At 44.0% G+C, this 11,740-nt stretch carries 11 protein-coding genes; 7 read left to right on the forward strand and 4 right to left on the reverse strand.

Features of this window, described 5'->3' with window-relative positions; genetic code table 11:
* Window positions 1–8: 8 nt before the first annotated feature.
* Window positions 9–641: a hypothetical protein gene (locus AAC033_RS07525; protein ID WP_339736739.1), complete on the reverse strand. Its 633-nt coding sequence runs from the start codon at window positions 639–641 to the stop codon at window positions 9–11.
* A gap of 90 nt (window positions 642–731) precedes the next feature.
* Here AAC033_RS07525 and AAC033_RS07530 point away from each other — a divergent pair, with 90 nt between their 5' ends.
* Window positions 732–2,159, forward strand: coding sequence for an AAA family ATPase (locus AAC033_RS07530; protein ID WP_339736740.1), 1,428 nt, complete (start codon window positions 732–734; stop codon window positions 2,157–2,159).
* A gap of 43 nt (window positions 2,160–2,202) precedes the next feature.
* On the opposite strand, the gene AAC033_RS07535 is transcribed toward AAC033_RS07530, so the two are convergent.
* Genes AAC033_RS07535 through rpsA form a run of 3 tightly spaced genes read right to left on the reverse strand, consistent with a single transcriptional unit; the run spans window position 2,203 to window position 5,535 of the window.
* The gene (locus AAC033_RS07535) at window positions 2,203–3,129 is read right to left on the reverse strand and encodes a ribonuclease Z (RefSeq protein WP_339736741.1); all 927 of its coding nucleotides are present in this window, start codon (window positions 3,127–3,129) and stop codon (window positions 2,203–2,205) included.
* 13 nt (window positions 3,130–3,142) lie between these two features.
* Window positions 3,143–3,496: an STAS domain-containing protein gene (locus AAC033_RS07540; protein ID WP_339736742.1), complete on the reverse strand. Its 354-nt coding sequence runs from the start codon at window positions 3,494–3,496 to the stop codon at window positions 3,143–3,145.
* 47 nt (window positions 3,497–3,543) lie between these two features.
* Complete coding sequence (rpsA, locus tag AAC033_RS07545; protein ID WP_339736743.1) at window positions 3,544–5,535, reverse strand: 30S ribosomal protein S1; 1,992 nt, start codon at window positions 5,533–5,535, stop codon at window positions 3,544–3,546.
* Between the two features lie 338 nt (window positions 5,536–5,873).
* Here rpsA and AAC033_RS07550 point away from each other — a divergent pair, with 338 nt between their 5' ends.
* From AAC033_RS07550 to AAC033_RS07575, 6 genes are read left to right on the forward strand one after another with little or no spacing between them, the layout of a single operon-like run.
* Window positions 5,874–6,830, forward strand: coding sequence for a UDP-glucuronic acid decarboxylase family protein (locus AAC033_RS07550; protein ID WP_339736744.1), 957 nt, complete (start codon window positions 5,874–5,876; stop codon window positions 6,828–6,830).
* Window position 6,831: 1 nt separating this feature from the next.
* Window positions 6,832–7,713, forward strand: coding sequence for a glucose-1-phosphate thymidylyltransferase RfbA (gene rfbA / locus AAC033_RS07555; RefSeq protein WP_339736745.1), 882 nt, complete (start codon window positions 6,832–6,834; stop codon window positions 7,711–7,713).
* Window positions 7,714–7,731: 18 nt separating this feature from the next.
* Window positions 7,732–8,280 (forward strand): dTDP-4-dehydrorhamnose 3,5-epimerase, encoded by a 549-nt coding sequence (gene rfbC / locus AAC033_RS07560; RefSeq protein WP_339736746.1) that lies wholly within the window; start codon window positions 7,732–7,734, stop codon window positions 8,278–8,280.
* Window positions 8,281–8,283: 3 nt separating this feature from the next.
* A complete protein-coding gene (rfbD, locus tag AAC033_RS07565) occupies window positions 8,284–9,156 on the forward strand; it encodes a dTDP-4-dehydrorhamnose reductase (protein ID WP_339736747.1) in 873 nt (290 codons plus the stop codon).
* Window positions 9,157–9,161: 5 nt separating this feature from the next.
* The gene (locus AAC033_RS07570; RefSeq protein WP_339736748.1) at window positions 9,162–10,910 is read left to right on the forward strand and encodes a phospho-sugar mutase; all 1,749 of its coding nucleotides are present in this window, start codon (window positions 9,162–9,164) and stop codon (window positions 10,908–10,910) included.
* Between the two features lie 25 nt (window positions 10,911–10,935).
* Window positions 10,936–11,685, forward strand: coding sequence for a DUF1080 domain-containing protein (locus AAC033_RS07575; protein ID WP_339736749.1), 750 nt, complete (start codon window positions 10,936–10,938; stop codon window positions 11,683–11,685).
* Window positions 11,686–11,740 lie beyond the last annotated feature (55 nt).

Here is an 11,740-nt window from a genome sequence, read left to right on the forward strand (position 1 = left end):
CCTATTTTTTACTCCCAGTTACCGGCATTGTTTGTCGTTTCAGTTAATGAACCTACTCTCAGTCCCGGATACTTACCATTGGTGCGTCTTTGATCGTTCAGGTTAATAACCATTTGGCGATCCAGGTTTTTCAAAATGGTGTTGTTGTGCGCTTTTGCTTCGAATACAGGAACTTGAATGCCAGATCCTGTAGTAATGATATTGGTTCCAAGATGAAATTCAGCGACGGTGTCTTTAACCGGCACCATTTTAATTTTTTCAGCTTGGAAAGAAGGGCCAAACAAGCTGTCCAAAACACTAACTCTGAGTGTGTCGCGGATAATTAAGCCTTTCTTGATCGCTGCTTCTTCAGTCAACCCAGCTTCCAGCATACTATCGTTAAGCATTCCAATTTTACGCACAAGGGGAAGAGAATCAGTTTTTATAAAATTTATTAAGCTATCCCAGTCAGCTGTAAAGTGTCCATGCACGTCTTTAAAAGCCAGTTGCGCTTTTCTAATATCTTTTAAGCGTTCAACGGTGACTTTATACCTGGCATCTTTGGCTTTTTCAAACTCAATTGGCCTTTCAATACTTTGGTAAATAAAGTATACAAGGATGATTGCAGCGACTATAAGTACGATCTGAATAACTGTCTTCATCTGTAATTTTTTAAGATTAGTTTGTGTTTGCATGCAAATTTATAAAAAAAATCAAATTACTATCCGTGGAATAGTTTTAATTTCGCAGGAATGTTGAAAAAACACTTGAAAGATCATATTTGTCAGAATTTAGGTTTTGAACCAACAGCAGGCCAGAGTTTGCTGTCGGAAAAGCTTGCTGATTTTATTACCAATGGTGATCCCGACGAGCTGTTTTTGTTAAAAGGCTATGCGGGAACAGGCAAAACCAGTATGCTCAATGCGTTGGTTAAAACTCTTCGAGCTTTTAAATTCCAATCCGTGCTTTTAGCTCCAACGGGCCGAGCGGCAAAAGTTCTGGCTTCCTACACCGGACAGAGTGCGTATACTATTCATAAAAAAATCTACCGGCAGCAATCTACAACCGATGGTTTTGGGAAATTCACGCTGGATAAGAACCTGGCAAAAAATTGTTTTTTTATTGTTGACGAAGCTTCGATGATTGCCAATTCTTCGGCAGATGGTTCTGTTTTTGGATCAGGGCGATTGCTCGACGATTTATATGAATATGTCCATACCGGAACGAATTGCAAACTTGTGCTGGTTGGTGACACTGCCCAGCTCCCACCTGTTGGAATGGATATTAGTCCTGCCTTGAATGTGCCGGAGCTCGAAATGTACGGCGGCAAAGTGATGCATCATGAGTTGGTAGACGTGGTCAGGCAGGAGCTCGATTCCGGAATCTTGTACAATGCAACCCAGCTTCGTTCGTTGATTAATGAATCGTATTTTCAACCCAATTATTTTCCCATTGAGCTTTCCGGTTTTGAGGATATTCAGCGCATTGGAGGCGCCGAGCTCATCGAGAAAATTTCGGATTGTTATGGAAAGTACGGGGAGCAGCAAACCATGGTAATAACGCGCTCAAACAAGCGGGCCAACAAGTTTAATGAAGGGATTCGTTCAACCATTCTTTACAAGGAAGCTGATATTACCATTGGCGATTTGCTGATGGTGGTGAAAAATAACTACTTCTGGCTGGGCGATGACGAGCGACTCGATTTTATTGCCAATGGCGATATTGTTGAAATTCAGTCCATCTACAACTACGAAGAATTATATGGCTTCCGGTTTGCCAATGTATGCCTGAAATTTACTGATTACGATGATTTGGAGATTGACTGCAAGATACTTCTGGAGACCCTGAATATTGAGACTGCTTCACTCAGCTATGAACAAAGCCAGCGTTTGTTCGAAGCCGTCGCTGAAGACTACGTTGATATTCGGAGTAAGAAAAAGCGCTGGGAGAAGATCAAGGGGAATGAGTATTTCAATGCCTTGCAGGTGAAGTTTGCTTACGCGGTAACCTGCCATAAGGCACAAGGCGGGCAATGGGATGCTGTTTTCGTCGATCAAGGCTACCTGGTGGAGGATATGCTGAATGTGGAATACCTTCGATGGCTTTACACCGCTTTTACCCGACCGGTGAAAGAGCTGTTCCTGGTGAATTTTAACAAGGAGTTTTTTGAGGGCGAATAAGGATTCGTAGAGGTGTTTGGAACGCGATGTTTTCAGGCAGTAATCAACGGACAACAGAATGTACTTCGTCTTCTTCAACCGCATTCGTTTCAGGGAAAATAGCTCTTGCTTCTTCCAAAACAAGCTGAGGATCTTTGTATCGGGCTGAGAAATGTCCAATCAACAATTTGCCAGCTTTGGCTTTTTGAGCAATTAAAGCAGCTTCTTTTCCTGTGGAGTGAAAAGTGGTTTCCGCCATGTGCTTTTCCGATTCTGTAAAAGTGGCTTCATGGTACAGCAGATCAACACCTTCAATCACCGGAATAATTTTTTCATGATAAGCAGTATCGGAGCAAAAGGCATAGGAGCGGGGCTTGTACGGAGCGATAACCAATTCGTGGTTTGGAACTAATTCACCTTTTTCGGTTATAAAATCGGAACCTGCTTTAATGTTTTTAATTTCCCGGATGGGAATTTGGTATTTTCTCACCTGCTCTTTTTTTATATTCGGCTCTTTTTCCTTTTCACGAAAGAGAAATCCGCAACATGGAATTCGATGCTTTAGCGGAAATGACGTGATCGTAAGCTTCTCGTCGTCGAAGATAAGCTGTGGCTTTCTAAAATTGAGTGGATGAAAAACCAAGCGAAAACCCAATTCTTCCATGTTCAGAAAGTCCAGTTGGAACTGGGTGTAGCGTTGCAATTCGGAGTGAGCAAAAATATGCAGATCTTTTGTTCGTTTTAGCATAACCTGGGTTGAAATGAATCCGATCAACCCGAAAAAATGGTCGCCATGCAGGTGTGAAATAAAGATGTGGTCGAGTCGTCCAAAGCCAATTTTATTTTTGCGAATCTGGTGCTGCGTGCCTTCGCCACAGTCTATTAAAAAGAACCGCCCAAGCGCATTGAGCACTTGAGCGGTTGGGTATCTTTTGGAAGTAGGCATCGCTGAGCTACTTCCCAGAATTGTCAGTTGAAAAGGCATCTGCATACAGGAAATCCTGTTATAAGTTGCCCTTTTCTACAAGCAACTTCTCTGCTTCATCCACATTTTTTGTAATGAGTAAAACGGTATGAAGCATCGAAATTCGTATCAGGTGTTCAACATCGGGTTGAAGGCCACAAAGAATAAATGTTCCGATTGAGTCTTCGCAAAGCCGGTTGGCAACTAAGATGGCGCTTAACCCGGATGAGTCAACGTAATTACAGTTGCTTACATCCAATATGATGGTTTTAACCTCGTCATTGCCCAAAACAACCAACTCTGATTTCAACTCGGGAGCATTATTTGTATCAAGCTTTTTGGAAAGTACTTTGATAACAACGTGATCTTCTTTTTTTGTAATTTCAAATTCCATGGAACGAAATTTACGAATTTATGTTGAAACGATTGATAGGGATCGGTCTATTTTTCTTTGTTCTCTTCAGCTTCCATTTGAGATTTCAAAGCAGCCAGCTCGCTGATATCGCCCAGAGTTGTTTTTTCCTGGTTGTTTTCTTTCACTGCTTTCATTGCTTTGGCAGTTTGCTTGCTTTGAGCTTTCTTTTTGGCTGTGTCTTCACCTTTTTTCTCATCTTCGAATACACGAGAGTGAGAAAGAATGATGCGTTTGGCAGCTTTTGAGAATTCAATGACTTTGAAATCCAGTTTTTCTTCGAGGCTTGCTTTTGAACCATCTTCTTTTACCAGGTGGCGTGGAGTTGCAAATCCTTCAACACCGTATGGAAGAGCGATGGTAGCACCTTTGTCGAATAGTTCAACAATCGTTCCTTCGTGGATTGAATCAACGGAGAAAATGGTTTCGAACACGTCCCATGGATTTTCTTCCAGTTGTTTGTGTCCAAGGCTCAAACGACGGTTGTCTTTGTCGATGTCCAGCACAACCACTTCGATCTCTGCACCAATTGAAGTAAATTCAGATGGGTGTTTGATCTTTTTGGTCCAGCTCAAGTCCGAAATGTGGATCAAGCCGTCAACGCCTTCCTCAATTTCAACGAATACACCAAAGTTGGTGAAGTTGCGAACGGAAGCATTGTGTTTGGTTCCGATACCAAACCTGGTATCGATTTCCTGCCATGGGTCTTTTTTCAGTTGTTTGATACCCAATGACATTTTGCGCTCGTCGCGGTCCAAAGTCAGGATTTGAGCTTCTACTTCGTCGCCAACTTTCAGGAAGTCCTGAGCGCTGCGCAAGTGCTGTGACCAGCTCATTTCCGAGACGTGGATCAAACCTTCAACTCCGGGAGCGATTTCAACAAAGGCACCGTAGTCAGCCATGACAACAACTTTTCCTTTGATGCTGTCGCCAACTTTCAACTCGGCATCCAGGTTGTCCCATGGGTGAGGAGTCAATTGTTTCAAGCCAAGTGCAATCCGTTTTTTGTCATCATCGAAGTCAAGGATTACCACGTTCAGTTTTTGATCCAATTCAACGATTTCGTTCGGATGAGAAATCCGTCCCCAGCTCAGGTCAGTAATGTGAATCAATCCGTCAACACCACCCAGGTCGATGAATACACCGTACGAAGTGACGTTTTTAACAGTTCCTTCCAATACCTGGCCTTTTTCCAGTTTCGAAATAATTTCTTTCTTCTGCTGTTCAAGCTCAGCTTCAATCAATGCTTTGTGCGAAACTACCACGTTACGGAATTCCTGGTTGATTTTAACCACTTTGAATTCCATGTTTTTGCCTACGTACATGTCGTAGTCGCGGATTGGTTTCACATCGATTTGAGAACCTGGCAAGAAAGCTTCAATTCCGAATACATCCACAATCATACCACCCTTGGTGCGGCACTTGATGTATCCTTTGATAATTTCGTCTTTGTCCAGCGCATCATTCACACGGTCCCAAGAGCGGACAGCACGTGCTTTTTTGTGCGACAGGATCATTTGTCCTTTTTTGTCTTCCAGACTTTCTACATAAACTTCAACCGGATCGCCAACTTTCAACTCAGGGTTGTAGCGGAATTCGTTTAAGCTTACAATACCGTCTGATTTGTAACCGATATCAACAACTACTTCACGCTTGTTCATCGAAATAACAGTACCTTCCAATACTTCTTTTTCCTGAACCGTGTTTAGCGTGTTGTCGTAAAGGTCGACCAGTTCTTTTTTCTTTTTACCTGCAAAACCTTCGTCGTCGGCTTCCAGTGCGTCCCAGTCAAATTCTTCCGATTCGGCGGCGGGCTCTTCAGCAACCTCTGTTGCTTCTTCTTCCTCCGTCGCTATCGAGGCAACGCCTTCTTTTTCAACAAGCTCTTCGGCTTTGTCTTCTTCTTTTTCACTTACTTTTTCAGAAACCACTTCGTGTTCCCGTTGCACATCCTGTGCTGCATCCTGTTGTTCGAGTTCCTCTTTTGCTTCGAGGCCTTCATTTTGCTTTTCTTCTACCATGTGTAATAATCAATTAATTAATAAGTTAGACTTTATATTTGTTAAATGCGCGGCAAAATTAGGATTTATATGCTTTAAATCAAAGGTTTTCAGTGCTTTTTTAGTGATTTTCAGATGAATTTGAAAGATGTGCTTTTTTTTTCGAATTATCTGATTGTTTTTCGTCGAACAATCCGATGAACTGCTTAGTTTTGCAGCCGGTTTTTTATTGTTAAAATTGATTTATTTCCTACTTTTGATAGGCTGCCGGTGCTGCTGTCAGGCGATCGGCTTAGGAAATCATCGATCGGATCATTCCGGGATGATGTTTTTTGGTACATACAAAAAGAAAAACATAAATGGACGCACGAAAAAAGCGGATTTTAGTTACCGGCGGAGCTGGTTTTATCGGTTCGCATCTTTGCGAGCGGTTGCTGGCTGAAGGAAACGAGGTGATTTGCCTGGATAATTTTTTCACCGGGGCAAAGCAAAAAGTGGTTCATCTGCTCAATAACCCGTATTTCGAGTTGGTGCGGCACGATGTCATTATGCCGTTTTATATTGAGGTGGATGAAATTTACAACCTGGCTTGTCCCGCTTCGCCGGTTCACTACCAGTTCAATGCTATCAAAACCATAAAAACGTCTGTTATGGGCTCCATCAATATGCTGGGGCTGGCTAAACGGGTCAAGGCGAGAATTCTACAAGCTTCAACCAGCGAAGTGTACGGTGACCCCGAACTTCATCCACAACCCGAAACCTATTGGGGCAATGTGAATCCGATTGGTGTGCGATCGTGTTATGATGAGGGAAAGCGGTGTGCCGAATCGCTGTTCATTAATTACCACGCACAAAACCAGGTGGCCATTAAAATTGCCCGAATATTTAATACTTACGGGCCTAAAATGGAACCGGATGATGGCCGGGTGGTTTCAAACTTTATCGTTCAGGCATTGCAGAATAAGGATATCACTATCTTTGGAGATGGCTCGCAAAGCCGGAGTTTTCAGTATGTGGATGATTTGGTGGATGGGCTGAAACGCCTGATGCAAACACCGGGGGATTTTCTGGGTCCGGTAAACATTGGTAATCCTCATGAATTTACGATGCTCGAGCTGGCTGAGAAAATCATTTCGCTGACCGGTAGCAGATCGAAAATTACCTATTTGCCCTTGCCCGAAGATGACCCGATTCAGCGTAAGCCCGATATTTCGTTGGCCAAGGAAAAACTGAATGGCTGGGAACCCAAAATTCAACTGGAGGAGGGTTTGGTAAAGACAATCGCGTACTTTGACGAATTATTAAAAACAAACTGACATGAAAGGAATTATTTTAGCCGGAGGTTCCGGAACACGTTTATATCCGATTACCAAGTCGATCTCAAAACAGATCATTCCCGTTTACGACAAGCCGATGATTTATTACCCTTTGTCGGTACTGATGCTAGCCGGAATCCGGGAGATTCTGATTATTTCAACTCCGAAGGATATTTCACTTTATGAAGATCTGCTGGGCGATGGTTCGCAGTTCGGAATTCAGCTGGAATATGCCATTCAGCCTTCACCCGACGGCTTGGCTCAAGCCTTTTTGATTGGCGAAGAGTTTATTGGCGACGATCAGGTTTGCCTTATTTTGGGTGACAATATTTTCTACGGCTATAACTTCAGCCAAATATTGAAAGATGCCGGATCGCTTGACGATGGCGCCCTGGTTTTCGGTTATTATGTGAACGATCCCGACCGCTATGGAGTGGTTGATTTTGACGATGACGGCAAGGTGTTGTCAATTGAAGAAAAACCGAATGAGCCCAAATCAAATTATGCCGTAACAGGCTTGTATTTCTATTCCAACGACGTGGTGGCGAAAGCGAAATCATTAAAACCATCGGCTCGTGGTGAGCTGGAAATTACCGATCTGAATCGTCTTTACCTCGAAGAACAGCGCCTGAAGGTTCAACTCTTGGGACGCGGCTTTGCCTGGCTCGATACCGGAACACACGACAGCCTGTTGCAAGCTTCAAACTTCATAGCGACTATCGAACAGCGGCAAGGCCTGAAAGTTTCATGTCTGGAAGAAATCGCTTTCAAGAAGGGCTACATATCAAAAGAGCAGTTGCTGGAGTTGGCCGAACCGCTGATGAAAAACCAGTACGGACAATATCTTTTCAATTTGGCCAATAAAAAAATTACTTCATTCTAATTTGAATTCTACTTGTTCATGGAAATTACAAAAACGCCAATCGCCGGATTATTGGTCTTGACTCCCCGGGTTTTTCAAGATGATCGGGGGTATTTTTTAGAATCATTTAACGCTAAAAACCTGGAAGAGGCAGGGATAACCACTTCCTTTGTACAAGATAATGAGTCAAAATCGACACGGGGAGTGATTCGCGGATTGCATTACCAGCTGAACCCGAACGCCCAGGCCAAGTTGGTCCGCGTGATTGAAGGAACCGTGTTTGATGTGGCCGTTGATCTGCGAAAAGATTCACCAACTTTTGGTCAGTGGTACGGCCTGAAGTTGAGTGGTGAAAATAAAATACAGCTATTTATTCCGCGGGGGTTTGCGCATGGATTTTCGGTCCTGAGTGAAACCGCGGTATTTGCTTATAAATGTGATGCTTATTACGATCCAAAATCGGAGCGGGGCATTGTATATAATGATCCCGATTTAAAAATTGACTGGAAGGTGGACGAAAAAGATGCTCGCATTTCCGGAAAAGATAAGGCAAATCCCTTGTTTAAGGAAGCCGAATACAACTTTTAAGCTATGGTAAAAATTCTTGTTACAGGAGCAGACGGACAGTTAGGGTCAGAAATCAGGCGACTTGCTGATCGTTTTCAGGATTTCCGGTTTTTATTTACTGATATTGGTGAGCTGGATTTAACCGATCAAGCAGCACTTGCTCAGTTTTTTGAGCAGGAAAAACCGGATTATGTTGTTAATTGCGCGGCATACACCGCGGTTGATATTGCGGAAGAAGACACCGAACTCGCGGCCTTGATCAATACCAAAGTGCCGGCGCAGCTTGGGAAACTGGCGAATGCCATTGGTGCGAAGGTCATCCACATTTCGACCGACTATGTTTTTGATGGCACCTCATTCATTCCATACACCGAAAATGATTTGGTCAATCCCGAGTCCATTTACGGAAAGAGCAAACTGAATGGTGAAATTGCTTTACTGAAAGAGGCTCCCTCGTCGATGGTAATCCGGACCTCATGGTTGTATTCCAGCTTTGGAAAGAACTTTGTGAAAACCATGGTGAAGCTGGGTGAAGATCGCGATGAGCTGCGGGTGGTGAGCGACCAGATAGGAACGCCAACTTACGCCGCCGATTTGGCGGACGCAATTTTAACAATTATTTCAAAAACCGAAAATCAGGTCTGCGATTGGAAACCGGGAATTTATCACTATTCCAATGAGGGTGTTTGCAGTTGGTATGATTTTGCCAAAGCCATTCATGAACTATATGGAATCAATTGCCTGGTTCATCCCATTCCTTCTGAAGAATACCCCACGCCAGCAGCCCGCCCGCCTTACAGTGTACTGAATAAATCCAAAATTAAGCGTATTTTTGGTGTTCAAATTCCTTACTGGCGCGACAGCCTGAAAAAATGTATTACTGAATTAAAAAATTAAAAGATATGGCAGTAAATAGCGAGACTTTAGACACAGTTATCGAAAAAGCGAAAACATGGTTAAGCGACGTTTACGACCCGGAAACCCGCACCGAAGTAAAACGCTTGCTTGAGCAGGAAGATAAAACGGAATTAATCGATTCGTTTTATCGCGATCTTGAATTCGGAACTGGTGGTTTGCGCGGAATTATGGGTGTTGGCTCCAACCGGATGAATATCTATACAGTCGGTGCTGCAACCCAGGGATTGAGTAACTACCTGAAAAAAGTGTTTGCCGACCTGGATGAGATCAAAGTTGCCATCGCGTACGATTGCCGAAATAACAGCCGGCTGTTTTCGGAGAAAAGTGCCGGGATCTTTGCCGCCAACGGAATCAAAGTCTATTTGTTTGAAGATTTACGTCCAACCCCGGAAATGTCGTTTGTGATTCGCGAATTGGGTTGCCAAAGTGGCATTATTCTTACCGCATCACATAACCCCAAAGAGTACAATGGCTACAAAGCTTACTGGGAAGACGGTTCGCAAATTGTCGGGCCACACGATGTGAATATTATTGAGGAGGTTCAAAAAGTTAAAGCCGAAGACATCAAATTTGAAGGCAATAGGGAGCTAATCGAAATCATTGGAGAGGAGATGGATAAAAAGTTTTTAGCGAAAGTGAAAACGGTCTCCATCTCACCCGATGTGGTGGCCCGGCACAAAGATTTGAAGATTGTCTATACTCCGATTCACGGGACCGGAGTGAAGCTGATTCCGGCAGCCTTGCGGGCTTTTGGTTTCAACAATATTTTTAATGTGCCGGAGCAGGATGTGGTCAGCGGCGATTTCCCAACGGTTATTTCGCCCAATCCGGAAGAACCGGCTGCGATGGAAATGGCCATTAAAAAAGGCTATGAAGTGGATGCCGATGTGGTGATGGCTTCCGACCCGGATGCTGATCGGATTGGCGTAGCTGTCCGAAACGACGCGGGCGAGTTCTTTATCATCAACGGAAACCAGACTGCCTTGCTGTTCATCTATTATATCGTGACAAAAATGAAGGAGAACGGTCAGTTGAAAGGCAATGAATTCATTGTAAAGACAATCGTTTCAACCGAAAAAATAGCGGCCATTGCTCAAAAGAATGGGATTGAGTATTTCGACGTGTACACCGGGTTCAAATACATTGCCGAAGTGATTCGTGACTGTGAAGGAATCAAAAAATACATTGGTGGCGGCGAAGAGAGCTTTGGATTTATGCCGGCCGATTTTGTGCGTGACAAAGACGCGGTATCATCCTGTGCTTTAATGGCAGAAATTACAGCCTGGGCCAAAGATCAGGGCAAGACCTTGTTCGAATTGCTAAAAGACATTTACCTGGAATACGGTTATTCAAAAGAAAAAATGAAATACATCGTGCGTCCCGGAAAAACCGGTGCTGACGAGATTCAGCAGATGATGGTGACTTTCCGTACAAATCCTCCCAAAACATTGGGTGGTGGATTGCTTAAAGTGGTAAAAGATTATGCCGATTTGACCGAGAAAAACTTGCTTAGTGGTGAAAGCAAGAAAATCGATCAGAAAATCACGTCGAACGTGCTCCAGTTTTTTACCGAAGACGGAACAAAAATTTCGGTTCGCCCTTCAGGAACCGAACCAAAAATCAAATTTTATTTTGAAGTGTCCGGACAACTGAGCAGCCCTGAGGAGTTCGACGAAGTTGAGCGACTGGCTGATCAAAAAATTGACGGGATTATGGAAGAACTAAACCTATAATTATCAAATTAAATTGAATTAAACCATGAGAAAATTAGTATCGCTGTTATTGTCTGTTTTGTGTGTTACGACCTTTGCCCAGGAACGCCCGGATATGGTGCCCGAAATGACTGAGATCTGGGATCCGGAAGTCAGTGTTGTTGCCCCGGGCGAAAGCCCAATGGACGCGCCGTCAGATGCCATTGTTTTGTTGGGAGCTGATAAGGCTTTTGATAATGAATGGACCAATGGTGAAGGCGGAAAGCCGGGCTGGAACTTCGACCAGGGAGTGGCAACCGTGAAAAGCGGAACCGGCGTCATCAAAACCAAGCGCGAGTTTAAAGATTTCCAGTTGCACCTGGAGTGGCGCTCACCCGAAGAGGTAGTTGGCGAAAGCCAGGGACGTGGCAACAGCGGAGTCTTTTTACAAGGGATTTACGAAGTGCAGGTGCTCGATAATTACGAAAATCGCACCTATCGCAACGGGCAAGCCGGAAGTGTGTACAAGCAACATCCTCCCTTGGTAAATGCCTGCAAGGCGCCGGGCGTTTGGCAAACCTACGATATCATTTATACTGCTCCACGCTTCAAGGCCGATGGCACGTACTTTACGCCCCCTCGTGTGACTGTTATTCATAATGGCGTGTTGGTGCAAAACAATGTGGAGGTGCGAGGCCCCACGGAATACATCGGTATTCCTGAATATTCGGTTAAGCCGCATGGTGACGGCCCGCTGATTCTTCAGGATCATGGAAACCCGGTCAGCTTCCGAAATATCTGGATTCGCGAGTTGTAAAATAGTCCGAACGATCGATCATAGACTAAGGAGTATGGAAACATGCTCCTTTTTT

It is taken from the genome of uncultured Sunxiuqinia sp., assembly GCF_963974515.1.
In the GTDB taxonomy this organism is placed as follows: Bacteria; Bacteroidota; Bacteroidia; order Bacteroidales; family Prolixibacteraceae; genus Sunxiuqinia.

Excerpts from the sequence above, each read along its gene's own strand:
- rfbD (WP_339736747.1), top strand. The coding sequence starts at position 8,284 with ATGGTAAAAATTCTTGTTACAGGAGCAGACGGACAGTTAGGGTCAGAA.
- AAC033_RS07550 (WP_339736744.1), top strand. The coding sequence starts at position 5,874 with ATGGACGCACGAAAAAAGCGGATTTTAGTTACCGGCGGAGCTGGTTTT.
- AAC033_RS07535 (WP_339736741.1), bottom strand. The coding sequence starts at position 3,129 with ATGCAGATGCCTTTTCAACTGACAATTCTGGGAAGTAGCTCAGCGATG.
- rfbC (WP_339736746.1), top strand. The coding sequence starts at position 7,732 with ATGGAAATTACAAAAACGCCAATCGCCGGATTATTGGTCTTGACTCCC.
- AAC033_RS07570 (WP_339736748.1), top strand. The coding sequence starts at position 9,162 with ATGGCAGTAAATAGCGAGACTTTAGACACAGTTATCGAAAAAGCGAAA.
- AAC033_RS07575 (WP_339736749.1), top strand. The coding sequence starts at position 10,936 with ATGAGAAAATTAGTATCGCTGTTATTGTCTGTTTTGTGTGTTACGACC.
- rpsA (WP_339736743.1), bottom strand. The coding sequence starts at position 5,535 with ATGGTAGAAGAAAAGCAAAATGAAGGCCTCGAAGCAAAAGAGGAACTC.
- AAC033_RS07530 (WP_339736740.1), top strand. The coding sequence starts at position 732 with ATGTTGAAAAAACACTTGAAAGATCATATTTGTCAGAATTTAGGTTTT.
- AAC033_RS07540 (WP_339736742.1), bottom strand. The coding sequence starts at position 3,496 with ATGGAATTTGAAATTACAAAAAAAGAAGATCACGTTGTTATCAAAGTA.
- AAC033_RS07525 (WP_339736739.1), bottom strand. The coding sequence starts at position 641 with ATGAAGACAGTTATTCAGATCGTACTTATAGTCGCTGCAATCATCCTT.
- rfbA (WP_339736745.1), top strand. The coding sequence starts at position 6,832 with ATGAAAGGAATTATTTTAGCCGGAGGTTCCGGAACACGTTTATATCCG.